This is a genomic window from Amycolatopsis tucumanensis, assembly GCF_021654135.1.
Taxonomy (GTDB): Bacteria; Actinomycetota; Actinomycetes; order Mycobacteriales; family Pseudonocardiaceae; genus Amycolatopsis_E; species Amycolatopsis_E tucumanensis.
In genome coordinates this window covers 1-15520 of record NZ_JAKGSD010000059.1, presented here as the reverse complement: position 1 = coordinate 15520, position 15520 = coordinate 1, and the positions used below count along the sequence as shown (strand labels likewise).

At 71.7% G+C, this 15520-nt stretch carries 13 protein-coding genes and 1 pseudogene; 8 read left to right on the top strand and 6 right to left on the bottom strand.

Translation table 11 applies throughout. From position 1 onward, the window contains the following. Positions 1-118: 118 nt before the first annotated feature. From L2C96_RS37005 to L2C96_RS36995, 3 genes and pseudogenes are all read right to left on the bottom strand, one after another. Positions 119-1356: pseudogene (locus L2C96_RS37005) on the bottom strand (bifunctional glycosyltransferase family 2/GtrA family protein). 55 nt (positions 1357-1411) lie between these two features. Beyond that, the gene (locus tag L2C96_RS37000; protein ID WP_237339501.1) at positions 1412-3298 is read right to left on the bottom strand and encodes an ArnT family glycosyltransferase; all 1887 of its coding nucleotides are present in this window, start codon (positions 3296-3298) and stop codon (positions 1412-1414) included. After that, positions 3295-4809, bottom strand: coding sequence for a sensor histidine kinase (locus tag L2C96_RS36995; protein WP_237339500.1), 1515 nt, complete (start codon positions 4807-4809; stop codon positions 3295-3297). Before L2C96_RS36995 ends, L2C96_RS37000 begins: the two co-directional genes overlap by 4 nt. Before the next feature lie 156 nt (positions 4810-4965). Between L2C96_RS36995 and L2C96_RS36990 the strand changes: the two genes are divergently transcribed. Then, positions 4966-5538: a hypothetical protein gene (locus L2C96_RS36990; RefSeq protein ID WP_237339499.1), complete on the top strand. Its 573-nt coding sequence runs from the start codon at positions 4966-4968 to the stop codon at positions 5536-5538. A gap of 728 nt (positions 5539-6266) precedes the next feature. Here L2C96_RS36990 and L2C96_RS36985 read toward each other — a convergent pair. Beyond that, positions 6267-6848, bottom strand: coding sequence for a helix-turn-helix domain-containing protein (locus tag L2C96_RS36985; RefSeq protein ID WP_237339498.1), 582 nt, complete (start codon positions 6846-6848; stop codon positions 6267-6269). A gap of 90 nt (positions 6849-6938) precedes the next feature. Here L2C96_RS36985 and L2C96_RS36980 point away from each other — a divergent pair, with 90 nt between their 5' ends. After that, the gene (locus tag L2C96_RS36980; RefSeq protein ID WP_237339497.1) at positions 6939-8093 is read left to right on the top strand and encodes an MFS transporter; all 1155 of its coding nucleotides are present in this window, start codon (positions 6939-6941) and stop codon (positions 8091-8093) included. On the opposite strand, the gene L2C96_RS36975 is transcribed toward L2C96_RS36980, so the two are convergent. Further along, positions 8090-8497, bottom strand: coding sequence for a MarR family winged helix-turn-helix transcriptional regulator (locus tag L2C96_RS36975; RefSeq protein WP_237339496.1), 408 nt, complete (start codon positions 8495-8497; stop codon positions 8090-8092). The genes L2C96_RS36980 and L2C96_RS36975 overlap by 4 nt on opposite strands. Before the next feature lie 51 nt (positions 8498-8548). Between L2C96_RS36975 and L2C96_RS36970 the strand changes: the two genes are divergently transcribed. Beyond that, on the top strand, positions 8549-8878 hold the full coding sequence (locus L2C96_RS36970) for an SRPBCC family protein (RefSeq protein WP_020420750.1): 330 nt from the start codon (positions 8549-8551) through the stop codon (positions 8876-8878). Between the two features lie 4 nt (positions 8879-8882). Here the strand turns inward: L2C96_RS36970 and L2C96_RS36965 are convergent, their stop codons facing one another. Continuing rightward, complete coding sequence (locus L2C96_RS36965; protein ID WP_237339495.1) at positions 8883-10427, bottom strand: FAD-binding oxidoreductase; 1545 nt, start codon at positions 10425-10427, stop codon at positions 8883-8885. 219 nt (positions 10428-10646) lie between these two features. Between L2C96_RS36965 and tig the strand changes: the two genes are divergently transcribed. The 5 genes from tig (at position 10647) to L2C96_RS36940 (ending at position 15418) form a co-directional block, all read left to right on the top strand. Next, positions 10647-12038, top strand: a complete 1392-nt coding sequence (gene tig, locus L2C96_RS36960; protein ID WP_020420752.1) for a trigger factor — start codon at positions 10647-10649, stop codon at positions 12036-12038. A 140-nt stretch (positions 12039-12178) separates the two neighbouring features. After that, the gene (locus L2C96_RS36955) at positions 12179-12793 is read left to right on the top strand and encodes a ClpP family protease (protein ID WP_020420753.1); all 615 of its coding nucleotides are present in this window, start codon (positions 12179-12181) and stop codon (positions 12791-12793) included. A 26-nt stretch (positions 12794-12819) separates the two neighbouring features. Then, the gene (locus L2C96_RS36950; RefSeq protein WP_020420754.1) at positions 12820-13449 is read left to right on the top strand and encodes an ATP-dependent Clp protease proteolytic subunit; all 630 of its coding nucleotides are present in this window, start codon (positions 12820-12822) and stop codon (positions 13447-13449) included. A gap of 226 nt (positions 13450-13675) precedes the next feature. After that, positions 13676-14971: an ATP-dependent Clp protease ATP-binding subunit ClpX gene (clpX, locus tag L2C96_RS36945; protein WP_020420755.1), complete on the top strand. Its 1296-nt coding sequence runs from the start codon at positions 13676-13678 to the stop codon at positions 14969-14971. 42 nt (positions 14972-15013) lie between these two features. Further along, a complete protein-coding gene (locus tag L2C96_RS36940) occupies positions 15014-15418 on the top strand; it encodes a hypothetical protein (protein ID WP_237339494.1) in 405 nt (134 codons plus the stop codon). Positions 15419-15520 lie beyond the last annotated feature (102 nt).

The following is a 15520-nucleotide window of genomic DNA, read 5'->3' as shown; positions in this document are numbered from 1 at the left end:
CCGGCGTATCCGGCCGCCGGGCGGGGACCCGTCGGGATCCCGGCCCGGTGCCGCGGCCCGGTGCGGGCCGGCTCGGTCAGGACGCTGGTCATCTCGGCTCTCTTTTCTCTCGGTGGAGTCAGCTCTGGCGGCTCGGGTGGAACACCCAGCCGCGCAGCAGGACGAATCGGAGGACGGTGGCGGCGAGGTTCGCCAGCACCAGGACGGTCAGTTCGAGTGCGAGCCCGGGCGCGGTGAGCCCGGTCAGCAGGCGAGCGAGCCGCTGGTCAGGACGAGCCCGAGGCCGAACACGATCAGGCCTTCGAACTGGTGCCGCCCCGCGCCCTTCGCGCCGCGCACGCCGAAGGTGAACCGGCGGTTGGCGGCGGTGTTGGCGACGGCGGTGAGGCCCAGCGCCAGGAAGTTGGCGAGCTGGGCGCCCATGCCGAGGCGCAGCAGCAGGAACAGCACCAGGTAGGCGAGCGTGCTGCCGACACCGATCGCGGCGAAGCGGACCAGCTGCGTGGCCAGCCGCGGCGGCACCCCGGGCGCCGACACGCCGATCGGGTGGCGGCCCAGCTGCGCGCGCAGGTCGCTGATCGGCAGCGTGCCCTTGGTGAACGCGCGCAGCATCCGGGCCACGCCCTTGAGGTCGGCGGTCGCTGTCGCGATGATGTCGACCGAGGAGTTCGGATCGTCCACCCAGTCCACCGGCACCTCGTGAATGCGCAGCCCGGCGCGCTCGGCGAGCACCAGCAGTTCGGTGTCGAAGAACCAGCCGGTGTCCTCGACCAGCGGCAGCAGCTGCCTGGCCACGTCGGAGCGGATCGCCTTGAAACCGCACTGCGCGTCGGAGAACTTGGCGGCGAGCGCGCCGCGCAGGACGAGGTTGTAGCAGCGGGAGATGAACTCGCGCTTGGGGCCGCGCACGACGCGGGCGCCGCGGGCCAGCCGCGAGCCGATCGCGACGTCCGAGTGCCCGGAGATCAGCGGGGCGACCAGCGGCGCCAGCGCGGCCAGGTCGGTCGACAGGTCGACGTCCATGTAGGCGACGACCGGAGCGTCCGAAGTGGACCAGACGGCGTTCAGTGCCCGCCCGCGGCCCTTGAGGTCCAGGTGGTGCACCTCGACCTCGGCGAACTCGCGGGCGAGGCGCTCGGCCACCTGCAGTGTGGTGTCGGTGCTCGCGTTGTCGGCGACGGTGATGCGGAAGCGGTAGGGAAGGGTGGCGGTCAAGTGGGCGTGCAGCCGGCGGATGCACGGCTCCAGGTCGGTTTCCTCGTTGTAGACCGGGATGACGACATCGAGAACCGGGTTGGCTGTCCGGGTGTCGATGCGGGTGGTGCCGGGGCCGGCCGCGGGAGTCGTGACTGTCATGACTCCACGATCGGCCGGCCCGCTGTGCCCCGTCTGTGAAAAGTTCTTGTGGCGCCTAGGAAGTCAGGTCGTACACGGTTACACCGTCCACAGTGGTCGCGCTGTGGTTCGCGGCGACCCACTCGGCGATCTCCTCGGCCGAGTCGCTGCCGCCGGTGCTGTTGATCTCGGTCGGCTCGCCGATGAAGTAGTGGATCCGCCCGTCCGCCACGTACTGCTGGAACTGCGCCAGCGTCGGGGACGGGTCGGTGCCGTTGAACCCGCCCAGCGCCATCACCGGGAAGCCGGACGCCAGCTGGTAGCTCGCGGCCGGGTTGGAGCCGACGGTGGCCGCGACCCACGTGTAGTTCTCCGCGTCGGCCTGCAGCAGCGCGGTCATCTCCGCGCTCGGTGCCGTGGTGGTGAGCAGGCTGCCGACGCCGCCGCGCATCCCGCCGCGCAGACCACCACCGGGCGGGCCGCCCTGGCCGCCGAAGCCGCCGAACCCGCCGCTGCTCGGCCCGGCCGAGGGGATCGCGCCGGAGTGCGGCGTGGCGGCGGTCGCCACCGTGTACGCGCCGGACCCGAGGAGCGAGGCGATCAGGGCCAGCACCGCGACCCCGCGGGCACCGGCGCGCGGCAGCCGGTCGGACACCAGCACCAGCACCGCGGCGGCCAGCCCGAGCAGCAGCACCACGTACTTCAGCCAGGGCAGCCAGGTGGATTCCCGCGTCAGCAACAGGTACGCGGTCAGCGCGGTGAGCACGACCCCGCTGGACAGCAACCCGGACGCGATCGGGTGCGTCCGCGCCCGCCACAGCCGCACGGCGCCGGTGCCGACGAGCGCGGCGACCGCCGGGGCCAGCGCGACCGTGTAGTAGGGGTGGATGATCCCGCTCATGAAGCTGAACACGCCGCCGGTGACGACCAGCCAGCCGCCCCACAGGATCGTCGCGGCGCGGGTCCGGTCGGTGCGCGGCGCGCGCCAGGTCAGCCACGCGAGCGCGCCGACGGCGATCGCGGCGGCGGGCAGCAGCCAGGCGATCCCGCCCGCCATCTCGCTGCCGAACAGCCGCGCCCAGCTGCCGCTGCTCTGCGCGCCGCCGAGGCTGCCGACCTCGTCGCCGGTGATCCGGCCGACGCCGTTGTAGCCGAGGGTCAGTTCGAGGATGCTGTTGCTCTGCGACCCGCCGATGAACGGCCGCGAGTCCGCCGGCCACAGCTCGACGACCGCGAGGTACCAGCCCGCCGAGACGACCACCGCGCCCAGCGCGCCGAGCAGGTGCAGCAGCCGCTTGCCCAGCGGGGCGGGCGCGGCGACGAGGTAGGCGATCGCGAACGCCGGGAGCACCAGGAACGCCTGCAGCATCTTCGCCAGGAAACCGAACCCGACCGCGACCCCGGCCAGCGCGAGCCACTTCGGGGACGCCTTCTCCAGCGCCCGCGTCACGCAGTACGCGCCGAGCACGAGCAGCAGGACCAGCAACGCGTCCGGGTTGTTGAAGCGGAACATCAGCGCCGCCACCGGGGTCAGCGCGAGCACCGCGCCGGCCAGCAGGCCCGCCGTCGGCCCGGAGACGCGGCGCACGGTCGCGAACAGCGCCCATGCCGAGCCGACGCCCATCAGCGCCTGCGGCACGAGGATGCTCCACGAACTGAGCCCGAACAGCCGCACCGACAGGCCCATCACCCACAGAGCGGCGGGTGTCTTGTCGACGGTGATCGCGTTCGCGGCGTCGCTGGAGCCGAAGAACCACGCCTTCCAGCTCTCCCCGCCGGCCTGCGCGGCGGCCGAGTAGAACGCGTTGGCCCAGCCGGACGCGCTCAGCCCCCACAGGTAGAGCACGGCGGTGGCGATCAGCAGCCCGCCCAACGCCGGGCGCACCCACCCCGGACGGGACGGGTGCGGATCGGCGGGTTCGGGGGTCGAGGGCGCGGAGCCGCGCTCGGCGAGGGCCGTCATGAGTTCACTGTGACCGCGCGAGCTTGGCCGGTCTTGTGGCGTTCCTGTGCGGAACCTGTGCGCGGCAGCCGCACCTCGAACTCGGTGCGGCCGGGTCTGCTGTGCACGCCGACCGTGCCGTGGTGCGCGTGCACCACCGCGGCGACGATGGCCATGCCGAGACCGGTGCTGCCTGCCGCGCGGGAGCGTGACGAGTCGCCGCGTGCGAAGCGTTCGAACACGTGTGGCAGCAGGTCCGGCGCGATGCCGGGGCCGTCGTCGGTGACGGTCAGGACCGCGCTGCCGTCCGCCGACACGGTCAGCCGCGTGGTCACCGTCGTGCCGGGCGGGGTGTGCGTGCGGCCGTTGGCGAGCAGGTTGCCGAGCACCTGGTGCAGGCGCTGCGCGTCGCCGGTCACCACGACCGGGTCGGGCGGCAGTTCGAGCCGCCACCGGTGCCCCGGCCCGGTGATGTGCGCGTCGCCGACGGCGTCGGCGACCAGGCGGGTCAGGTCGACCTCGCCGGCGTCGAGCGGGCGTCCCGCGTCCAACCGGGCGAGCAGCAGCAGGTCGTCGACCAGCGTCGTCATGCGGTCGGCCTCGGATTCGACGCGGCTCATCGCGTGCGCGATTTCCGGCGGCACGCGGCCGCCGCTGCGCCGGGCCAGCTCGGCGTACCCGCGGATCGCGGCGAGCGGCGTGCGCAGCTCGTGGCTGGCGTCCGCGACGAACTGGCGCACCCGCATCTCGCTGTTCGCGCGGGCGTCGAGGGCGTTGTCGATGTGCACGAGCATCCGGTTCAGCGCGTAGCCGACCTGACCGACCTCGGTGGAGGGGTCGGTGTCGGTGACCGGGACGCGCACCGACAACGCGACGTCGCGGCGGTCCAGCGGCAGCTCGGTCACCTTGGACGCCGCCGCGGCCACGCGGTCCAGCGGGCGCAGGGTCCGGCGCACGACGAACGCCCCGACGAACCCCGCGCCCAGCACGGCGATCGCGGCGACCGCGGCGAGGATGATCCCGACGGTGAGCAGCGTGTCCTCCGCCTGGTTCATCGGCAGGCCGAGGACCAGCACGACCCCGTCGTCGATGGTCGCGATGACCCGGTAGTCGCCGCTGGACAGCGAGATCGTGTGGGCGTGGCCGTCGACCGGGATCGCCGGCAGGGCCGCGGCGTCGGCGGCGGGCAGCGCCTGCGCCTCGTTCTCCGGCGAGCCCGGGATGGGGGCGAGCGTGGCCGCTTCGAGCACCCGGCCGCCGGAGAGCTGCGCGTACAGCGTGCCTTCCGCGGTGCCCGGGATGTGCAGCGGATCGTTCCCGGCGGGCCCGTCGAAGTGCCGGGTCCGCTCGACCGCGTCCCGCACCTGCGTGTCGACCTGCTGGGTGAGGAACCTGCTCAGCGCGAACTCGCTGATCACGCCCACCACCAGGCACACCACGGCGAGCAGCGCGACGAGCGCCGCGATCAGCTTGGTCCGCAGCGGGCGGACGCGCCGCGGTCGCGTCCCGGCCCGCCGGTGGGGCAGGTGCATGCCACGACGATCCGTCGGGTTCGTGTGTGGTGCTTGTGCCGTCCCTGTGAGGCGGCTGTGTCCGTCCGGGCACAGGAATCCTTCACCCGTCCCACAGTCGGTCCACAGCGGAGCCGCCGAAGCTGGTCCTCGACGCACCGGCGAGAGGAACCCACGATGACCACGGAACAGCAGACCGCCCCGCAGTCCCAGGAATGGGGCGCGCAGCAGCCGCCGCGGAAGTGGTCCGCGCGCAAGACCGTGGCCGCGGTCGCCATCGCGGTCGGCGTCGCGGGCGCGGGTGGCGTGGCGATCTACGCGGCGAGCGGTTCGACCGATTCGTCGGCGATGGGCCAGGGCGGCATGGGGGTGCCCGGCGGCGCTTCGCCGAGCGCGATGGTGAACGCGCTGCACGGCGAGTACGTCGTCTCCGACGGCAACGGCGGGTACACCACCGAGCTGATGCAGATCGGCACCGTGACCGAGGTCAGCGCGACGTCGCTGACCGCCAGAAGCGACGACGGCTACACCAAGACCTACACGATCGACAGCGACACCGCGGTCGGCGACAACGCCGACCTGAGCAGCATCGCCACCGGCGACACGGTCACGGTCGTCGCATCGGTGTCCGGCGACGCCGCGACCGCCGACACGCTGACCGAGGGCACTGCTATGGCAGGCCCGGGCGGCCCGGGCGGTCAGCAGGGCGTGCTGCCGCGCCGCGACGACAGCACGTCGGGCTCGAACTGACGTGGGCGCGAGGGAGAGCGGCGCGCGGCGGGCCGGCTGGCTGACGCTCGGCCTTGCCGCCGCCGGGTGACCGCGGTCGCGGGCACGGTGCACGAGGCGTCGGCGACGGCGGAGTCCACTTCGGACAGCGCTACGGTGCCCGCGCTCCGCGGCGGGGACTTGTCGTCCCACGGACGGCGGCGCGGATAGGGCCTACCTGGCGGGGCGAGCGCGCGCCGCAACGGGGTTTCCCGCGCTGGCCGACCGGGACGCGGACCTCGCGCACGGCGCTGGCGCGCTGGACCGGGACCCGTGGGGCTACCCGGTGCCGCCCACCCGGGAGCCCGAGGTGCCGCCCGGACTGGTCCCACACGCCGAACGAGCGGCCCGCCTCTGCCCGACGCTGGCTTTGCGGCTGCGCCGTTAGCATCGCCGGATGGGCGGGGCGTCGCGGAACCTGAACTACCAGCCCGAGTGGCCGGTCCCGGAGTTCGTGGGGCTGTCGGTCCCGCAGGCTCGCGCGCTGGCCGATGAAACCGGCGTGGTGCTGACCGACGGGGTGACCGGCGCACCGCCGGTCGCCGGACGCATCGCTCGCCAGGACCCGCACGCCGCGCCGTCCGCCCACGGTGACGGTCTGGCTCGAGCGGGACACGCCGGCCTGACCGCCAGCGGCGCGCCTGGCGCGCCATCGCGCCCTCCGCGCACCGTCACGGTGTGGGTCGACCGGGACACCCCGCCGCTAACCGTCAGCCGCGCGCCCGCGTGCGCAGGTGGATGCGCTCACCCTGCTTGCCGAACAGGCTCAGCACCTCCACGGCACCCCGGCCGGCCGCGCCGAACCAGTGCGGGATCTGGCAGTCGAACTCGGCGGCCTCCCCGGCGTCCATCACGAAGTCCTGGCCGCCCAGTTGCACGCGGAGCCGTCCACGCAGCACGTACAGCCACTCGTGGCCCGCGTGGGTGCGCAGGTGCGGCTCCTCGTCGTGCGCCGGGATGATCATCTTGTACGCCCGCGGTTCGGTCTGCTGCCGGGACAGCGGGATCAGCACCCTGCCGTCCTTCCGCGTCGGCTCTTGGGGCACCCGCGGGTCGACGATCCGGGGCGCGGCGACGATCTCGTCGAGCGGCACCCCCAGCGCGGCGGTGACCGGCAGGAGCAACTCCAGGCTCGGTTTGCGCTGACCCGACTCCAGCCGCGACAACGTGCTCGTCGAGATGCCGGTGGCGCGCGCCAGCGCGGTCAGGCTGACGTTCTTCCGCTCACGGGCGCGCCGCAGCCGGGGAGCGATCTGCTCGATGACGGCGCCGACGGTCGGTTGCGACTCCACGGGCGCAGTGAACCAGTGCGTCCCGGTTTCGGCAACGTCTGTTGTCGGAGCCGGGCGGATCTCCGGATCCTCGCGGTGGAGGTGATCCGAATGGAGATGTTGGTCGGCAGGCGGACCCGGAACCGCCTGCCCGCAGGGGTGTACCTGCTCGGCTTCAGCCTGTTCGCGATGGGCACGGCGGAGTTCCTGCTGGCCGGGGTGCTGCCGGCGGTCGCCGCGGACCTGGACGTCACGTTGTCCTCGGCCGGGTTCCTGATCACCGCGTTCGCGCTCGGTGTGGTGCTCGGCGGGCCGCCGTTCGCGGTGCTCAGCCTGCGCTGGCCGCGCCGCACGACGCTGGTGGTGGCGCAGGGTGTCTTCGCCGCGAGCATCGCCGCCGGGCTGCTCGGCGACTACCCCGTCCTGGTGGTCACGCGCGTGGTCGCCGGCATCGCCTACGCCGGCTTCTTCGCGGTCGCGTCGGTGACCGCGATCAGCCTCGTGACCCCCGACCGGAAAGCCAGGGCCTCCGGCGTCGTGGTGAGCGGGCTCAGCGTGGCGATGGTCGCCGGCGGGCCCGCGGGCACGCTGCTCAGCCACTTCACCGACTGGCGCGGCGGGTTCTGGGCGGTGGTGGCCCTGACGGTGGCCGGGATCGCCGGGTGCCTGCTCGGCATCCCCGCCACGCCGAACCACGCGAGCAGGCCCAGCGTCCCGGGTGAACTCGCCACCATGCGGAAACCGGCGCTGTGGGGCCTGTTCGCGATCACGATCCTGACCACGGCCGCCTACATGATCACGTTCAACTACCTGGCGGCCATGCTCACCGTGCCCGAGGTGTGGGTCCCGGCGATCCTCGCGCTGTTCGGCATCGGGGCGTTCGCCGGGCTGTCGATCGGCGGTCGGGTGTCCGACCGCCGCCCGCACCTGGCTCTGCTGACCGGCGCCGGCGCGATCGTGGTGCTCTCGGTGGCGATGGCCGCCGCGGTCGGGCACGGCTGGGCGGTGGTGCCGCTGGTCTTCCTGCTCGGCGTGGCGGCGTTCGTGCTGAACCCGGCCATCTACGGACGCGTCTTCACCGTCGCGGCCGGCGCGCCGACCCTCGCCGGCGCCACCACCGTCTCGGCGTTCCAGCTGGGGATCAGCATCACCCCGGCGCTGGCCGCGGCCGCGCTCACGCGAGGCGCCCCGCTCACCTCGGTCTGCCTGATCGGCGCCGCGCTCGCCGCGGCCGCCGTGCCGCTGATCCTGCTGGACCGGCGTTAGGACCCCTCCGCGACGCGGGCCAGCATCGCGCGGAACGAACGCTGCTCGGCGGCGCTCAGCGGGCCCAGCAGCTCGTCCTCCACGACGCGGATGGCGGCCCGCGCCGCGGCGTGGCGGGCCTCGCCGTCCGGGGTGAGCCGCACCGTGTGCGAGCGGCGGTCCGCCGGGTCGCGCTCGCGCACCACCAGGCCCTCCTGGGCGAGTTCGTCGAGCAGGCCGATCAGCCGGGTCTTGTCGTAGCCGATGGCCTTCGCCAGCGCCAGCTGCGAGGTCGCCGGCTGCGCGGCGAGGCTCGACAACGCCGCGTACGCCCACATCGACAGCCCGTGCGCGCGCAGCACGGGCTCCTCCGCCTTCATCAACCGCCGCACGATGCGCGCCAGCGAGGCGCCGAGTTCTGCCACGCACCGAATCGTAGAGTGACAAGACGATAAGCAAGAGCGTACGATCTGCTCATGCCTACGATTACCGAGTCCGTCTCGATCGCCGCCACGCCCCAGACCGTCTTCGACCTCGTGTCCGACCCCAGCCAGCTGCCGAAGTGGGCGCCCGGCGTGGACGGCACACGCGTGCGCGTCCGCGCGTCACGGGAACACGGCACCGTCGACTTCTTCGCCGCCGACAACCCGGCCGCCGGCGTCTACACCCGCGTGCTCCCCAACGGCGAGGGCGCCGAGTACCAGTTCACGATGTTCTTCCCGGACGGCACACCGGAGACGGTCGTCGCGGAGCAGGCGTCGGTCGTGCGCGGTGAACTGGAGTCCGTCCGCACGCTCTGCGAATGACCGGTCAGGGCCGGTGGAAGTGCTCCACGTGCACGGCCTCGTCCGGCACGGCGTGCTCGGCCAGCGCCGACCGCACCGGCCCGGCGACCTCGGCCGGCGCGCACAGCAGCCACTCGTCCACCTTCGACGGGTGCAGGCGCGCCTCCAGCAGCCCCCGGATGCGGCCGGGGTCCAGCCCGCCCGGCAGGTACCGCTCGTACGAGATCGCCAGCGCCTGGCCGATGCTGTCGAACGGCCGCGTCCCCCGCGCGTACCGCAGGCTCGGGTCGCGCTCGTCGGTCCGGTAGTGCGTCACCCGCAGCCGCCCTTCGAAGCGGCGCGTGTACTCCGACAGCTCGTCGGCGAACAGCGTGTCGTCCCCGGACCGGTTCACGTACAGCAGCGTCACCCGGCTGCGCGGTGACTTCTCGAGCAGGTGCACCACGACCGGCAGCACCGGCGCGATCCCCGACCCCGCCGCGACGGCCACCACGTGCCGCGGTTCCGAGCGCAGTGTGAACGTCCCGGACGGCGGCCGCGCCAGGACCCGGTCGCCGAGCCGCAACCCCATGGCGTACCCGGAGAACCGCCCGCCGGGCACCCGCTTGATCGCCACCCGCAGCTCCGGTTCGTCCGGGCACGCGCAGATCGCGTAGCTGCGCTCCACCGGCTCGCCGTCGATCTCGGCCCGCAGCACGAGGTGCTGTCCCGGCGTGAACCGGAAGACCTCGCGCAGATCGTCCGGCACGGCGAGGGTGACCACGACGGCCTCGCCGGTCAGCGAGCGCACGCCGGTGACGGTCAGCGGGTGGAACTCCGACGGCGCCTCGGCGGCGGGCGCCACCGGCTCCGGCGACCGCGGCCGGGGGATCGCGGTGTAGCGGTAGAACGGACGGCCGGGCCGCTCGGCGTGCATCCGGTGGTAGCCGGTCGGCCGCCGCCGCGGGTGCCAGTCGTGGCACCACGACACCAGCGCGAGCGCGAGCCGCTGCGGCACCACGTAGACCACCGCCAGCTCCCATCCGTGCCCGGTGCCGACCACGGCCGCGAGCGCGCACGGCAGGAACACGAGCATCCCGAGCATCTCAGCGCTCTCGGCGGTCGGCCGCCCCGGCGTGGACAGGTAGCGCCACGCGTACCAGAGGTCGACGGTGGCCCATCGCAGCGGCAGCGTCCACGCCGGTCCGCGCGTGTTCCACGGCGTGAGGTGCTCCGGCGAACCGGACCGGTGCTGGGTGAGGTGCACGTACCTGGCCGCGGGGAAACCGCCGAACGGCGACACGAACGGCACCGTCAGGCGGCCGAGCGCCCCGTTCACCCACGTGAGGCTGCCCGCGGCGTGGTGCGCGGCCTCGTGCAGCACGGTGAACAGGGCGACCACGGCGAGCGTGTGCAGCGGCACGGTCACCCAGGCCGGTGAGTGCCAGACCAGGGCGAGCAGGGTCGCCCAGCTCCACAGGCCCAGCCCGCAGGCGGCCAGCGCGACGGTCGGCGCCACCACCATCGGCAGGCGCGTCGGGGGTTCCGCCACGACCTGCGGAACGCCCTGGACCTGGGCATCGGCTGTCACGGACCGGGCTCCTGGGGACGGCGGGACGGCAGGACCAAGACGGTAGACAAAGCGTGCGTAAATGTAAACGGAGCGCACGCGCCCGTACCGCACCGCCTGGCAGGCAGGGCCGGGCCGGTGCTGTCGGGTCACTGGCCTAGACTCGGCCTTTGGGCACAGCCGTGCCCGCTTGTCGGCTACCACCCGAAAACCAGGTTTTCACGGCTCGAGGAGAACACGTTGAAGAGCACCGTCGAGCAGCTCAGCCCGACGCGAGTCAAGATCAATGTCGAGGTGCCGTTCGACGAACTCAAACCGAACTTCGACCGCGCCTACTCCAAGATCGCCCAGCAGGTCCGCATCCCGGGCTTCCGCCCCGGCAAGGTGCCCGCTCGCGTCCTGGAGAGCCGGATCGGCCGCGCGCCGGTGCTCGATGAGGTCGTCAACGAGGCCATCCCGGCGAAGTACCTGGAGGCGGTGCGGGCCGGCGAGGTGCGCACCCTCGGCCAGCCGGACTTCGAGGTCACCAAGCTCGAGGACCGTGAGGTGCTGGAGTTCACCGCCGAGGTGGACATCCGCCCGGAGATCACCCTCCCCGACTTCAGCGGCCTGTCGGTCAGCGTCGACGACGTCGAGGTCACCGACGAGGAGGTCGACGCCGAGCTGGACAACCTCCGCGCCCGCTTCGGCACCCTGAAGGGCGTCGAGCGCCCCGCCCAGGACGGCGACTTCGTGTCGATCGACCTGTCGGCGACGGTCGACGGCCAGGAGGTCGAGGAGGCGGCCACCAGCGGGCTGTCCTACGAGATCGGCTCCGGCCAGCTGGTCGACGGCATCGACGAGGCCATCATCGGCGCGAACGAGGGCGAGACCAAGACCTTCACCACGAAGCTGGTGGCGGGTGAGTACGCCGGCCGCGACGCCGAGGTGTCGGTGACCGTGCAGAGCGTCAAGGAGCGCGAGCTCCCCGAGGCCGACGACGAGTTCGCCCAGCTGGCGAGCGAGTTCGACACCATCGACGAGCTCAAGGCCGACCTGCGCGAGCGCCTGGCCAAGATGAAGAAGGTCCAGCAGGGCGTGCAGGCGCGCGACAAGATCCTGGACGAGCTGCTGGAGTCCGTCGACGTCCCGCTGCCGGAGAAGGTCGTCGAGGCCGAGGTCGAGAACCGCAAGCACGACGCGATCCACGACCTGGACCACAGCGAGGAGAACCTCGCGAAGGTGCTGGAGACCCAGGGCAAGACCCTGGAGGAGTTCCACGCCGAGCTGCAGACCGAGGCCGAGAAGGCGGTGCGCACCCAGCTGCTGCTGGACAGCGTCGCCGACGCGGAGGAGGTCCAGGTGGGTGACGCCGAGCTGACCGAGCGGATCATCTACCAGGCCCAGCGCTTCGGCATCAGCCCGGACGAGTACGTGCAGCGGGCCCAGCAGTCGGGCCAGCTGTCCGCGATCTTCGCCGACGTGCGCCGCGGCAAGGCGCTGGCGTCGATCGTGCGCAAGGCGACGGTCACCGACGCCTCCGGCGCCGAGATCGACCTGAGCGACCTCTTCGGCGGCGACGAGGACGAGGCCCCCGCGGCCGCCACTGAGACCGAGGTCACCGAGGAACCCGCGGCCGCTTCCGAGAAATAAAGCTGTCAGCGAACTTGGGCGGTACCGGGCATGCCGGGCCGCCCGAGTTCGTTAGGGTCGGTTACAAGATCTCAGCATCTTCGACAGTGCACAGTGGATCTCCCTCCGGGAGGGCCACAGCGGTGAAAAGGCAGGCAGACGTGACGCAGCACAAGGCAGAGGCTCGCAGCTCGACCGCGGGCCTCAATCTGACCGACTCGGTGTACGAGCGGCTGCTCCAGGAGCGCATCGTCGTCCTCGGCTCCGAGGTCAACGACGAGGTGGCGAACCGGATCACCGCGCAGCTCCTGCTGCTGTCCGCGGAGGACTCCGAGTCGGACATCCGCTTCTACATCAACTCGCCGGGCGGCTCGGTGACCGCCGGGTTCGCCATCTACGACACGATGCAGCTCATCGAGCCGGACGTGGCGACCTACGCGATGGGCCTGGCCGCCTCGATGGGGCAGTTCCTGCTGTCCTCGGGCGCCCCCGGGAAGCGCTACTCGCTCCCGCACGCGCGCATCCTGATGCACCAGCCGTCGGCCGGTGTCGGTGGCACCGCGTCCGACATCGCGATCCAGGCCGAGGTCTTCGGCAAGTGGAAGCAGGAGCTGGCCCGGATCACCGCCGAGCAGACCGGTCAGTCGGTCGAGCAGATCATCGCCGACGGCGACCGGGACCGCTGGTTCACCGCCGAGGAGGCGCGGGAGTACGGCTTCGTCGACCACGTCCTCACCCGGGAGAACCAGCTCCCGTCCAGCAACGGCAGCCGCTGACCGGGCCTGATGAGGAGAAAGCTCTCATGAACAACTTCCAGCTTCCGCAGTCCCGGTACATCCTGCCGTCGTACGTCGAGCGCACGAGCTACGGCATGAAGGAGTCGAACCCGTACAACAAGCTGTACGAGGAGCGGGTCATCTTCCTGGGTGTGCAGGTGGACGACGCGTCGGCCAACGACGTGATGGCCCAGCTGCTGCACCTCGAGCACGAGGACCCGGACCGCGACATCACGATCTACATCAACTCGCCGGGTGGCTCGTTCACCTCGCTGATGGCGATCTACGACACCATGCAGTTCGTGCGCCCGGACATCCAGACCGTCGCGCTCGGCCAGGCCGCCTCCGCGGCCGCGGTCCTGCTGGCGGCGGGCACCAAGGGCAAGCGGCTCGCGCTGCCGAACGCCCGCGTGCTGATCCACCAGCCGGCCACCGAGGGCACCTACGGGCAGGTCTCGGACCTGGAGATCCAGGCCAACGAGATCCAGCGGGTGCGCCGCCTGATGGAGACCACGCTGTCCAAGCACACGAACAAGACCGCCGACGAGGTCCGCGCGGACATCGAGCGCGACAAGATCCTGACCGCCGAGCAGGCCAAGGAGTACGGCATCATCGACGAGGTGCTGCCGTACCGCAAGGCGACGCAGATCGGCTGAGGCCCGGCCCCGGGACTCTGACCCGGCCGGTGCGTGTCCTACCCGGCGCGCCCCGGCCCCCGGTTTAGGGTCTCGGGGCGCCCGGCGCCCGCTGGTCCTCCCGCGCGGCGCTCCGGGCGGGTACCGTCTAGGGGCAGCGGCCATTTTTCCCGCTGGCTCGGCGGCGAGGGCAGGAACACGATCAGGTGTGCCGGCAGGCGCACCGGAGGGGAACAGGTCAACGGTCATGGCACGGATCGGCGACGGCGGGGACCTGCTGAAGTGTTCTTTCTGCGGGAAGAGCCAGAAACAGGTGAAGAAGCTCATCGCCGGACCTGGCGTCTACATCTGCGATGAGTGCATCGACCTGTGCAACGAGATCATCGAGGAGGAGCTGGCCGAGGCCGGCGACGTCAAGCTCGACGAGCTGCCCAAGCCGCTCGACATCCACGAGTTCCTCGACCAGTACATCATCGGCCAGAGCGACGCGAAGCGGACGCTCGCCGTGGCGGTGTACAACCACTACAAGCGCATCCAGTCCGAGGACAAGACCGGTCCGAAGGACGCCAAGGACGAGCCGGTCGAGCTGGCGAAGTCGAACATCCTGCTGCTCGGGCCCACCGGCTGCGGCAAGACCTACCTCGCGCAGACCCTGGCCAAGATGCTGAACGTGCCGTTCGCGATCGCGGACGCCACGGCGCTCACCGAGGCCGGGTACGTCGGCGAGGACGTCGAGAACATCCTGCTGAAGCTGATCCAGGCCGCGGACTACGACGTCAAGCGCGCCGAGACGGGCATCATCTACATCGACGAGGTCGACAAGATCGCCCGCAAGTCGGAGAACCCGTCGATCACGCGGGACGTGTCCGGTGAGGGTGTGCAGCAGGCGCTGCTGAAGATCCTGGAGGGCACGACGGCGTCGGTGCCGCCCCAGGGTGGGCGCAAGCACCCGCACCAGGAGTTCATCCAGATCGACACCACGAACGTGTTGTTCATCGTGGCGGGCGCGTTCGCGGGCCTCGAGAAGATCATCAACGAGCGGGTCGGCAAGCGCGGCCTCGGCTTCGGCGCCGAGATCCGCACGAAGGCCGAGATCGAGGAGAGCGACGTCTTCTCCGACACGATGCCCGAGGACCTGATCAAGTTCGGGCTGATCCCGGAGTTCATCGGACGTCTCCCGGTCGTGGCGAACGTGACGCACCTGGACAAGCACTCGCTGGTCCGGATCCTCACCGAGCCGCGCAACGCCCTGGTGAAGCAGTACAAGAAGCTCTTCGAGATGGACAACGTCGAGCTGGAGTTCACCAAGACGGCGCTCGAAGCCATCGCCGACCAGGCGGTGCTGCGCGGCACCGGCGCCCGTGGCCTGCGCGCGATCATGGAGGAGGTGCTGCAGCCGGTGATGTACGACATCCCGAGCCGCACCGACGTCGCCAAGGTCGTCATCACGGAGCAGACGGTCCGCGAGAACGTCAATCCCACGATCGTGTCGCGTCAGCCGTCCCGGCGGCGCAGCAGCGAACGTGGCGAGAAAACGGCCTGATCTGCGTGAAGGCGGCTCCTCCACGCTCGCTAAGCTAGCCGGATGAGCGTGGAGGGGGCTGGTCCCCGTTCGGGTGCCGGCGAGGGCACCGCTCCGGCCGAGGCGGCCGGGGACACCGTCGTCCCGGAGGGGCGGGACGATGTGCGCGGCATCAGCGACCTGACCTTCCGGGTGGTCGCGCCGTACCTGAGCAATCCGATCCTGTACAAGGTCATGCTGGTGCTGCTCGGGCTGATGACGCTGGCGTGTGTGGTAGCCGCGCCCGTGCGGCTGTCGGCGCTGCCCCTGATCCCGCTCCCGGTGCTCGGCATCGGGTTCTACGCGCTACGCCGGGTACGCACCGCGGACGGCGACTACCGCCCCCTGTTGCGCTGGTCAAGCCTCCTCTTCTCGGCGACGCTCATCGGCCTGTGGCTGCTGTCGGTAGTGGGCCGCTGGGTCAGCTGACCCAGCACCACCGGGAAACGCAACGCAAGCCGGCAACGAAAGGCAAGCGACTACCCCAACCAGACCTCCCCCGCCCCCGATCCACAGCCGATCTTTAGTCGC

Coding starts and splice junctions, on each gene's coding strand:
- L2C96_RS37000 (WP_237339501.1), bottom strand. CDS start 3,298: ATGACGGCCCTCGCCGAGCGCGGCTCCGCGCCCTCGACCCCCGAACCC.
- L2C96_RS36995 (WP_237339500.1), bottom strand. CDS start 4,809: ATGCACCTGCCCCACCGGCGGGCCGGGACGCGACCGCGGCGCGTCCGC.
- L2C96_RS36990 (WP_237339499.1), top strand. CDS start 4,966: ATGACCACGGAACAGCAGACCGCCCCGCAGTCCCAGGAATGGGGCGCG.
- L2C96_RS36980 (WP_237339497.1), top strand. CDS start 6,939: ATGGAGATGTTGGTCGGCAGGCGGACCCGGAACCGCCTGCCCGCAGGG.
- L2C96_RS36970 (WP_020420750.1), top strand. CDS start 8,549: ATGCCTACGATTACCGAGTCCGTCTCGATCGCCGCCACGCCCCAGACC.
- L2C96_RS36950 (WP_020420754.1), top strand. CDS start 12,820: ATGAACAACTTCCAGCTTCCGCAGTCCCGGTACATCCTGCCGTCGTAC.
- clpX (WP_020420755.1), top strand. CDS start 13,676: ATGGCACGGATCGGCGACGGCGGGGACCTGCTGAAGTGTTCTTTCTGC.
- L2C96_RS36940 (WP_237339494.1), top strand. CDS start 15,014: ATGAGCGTGGAGGGGGCTGGTCCCCGTTCGGGTGCCGGCGAGGGCACC.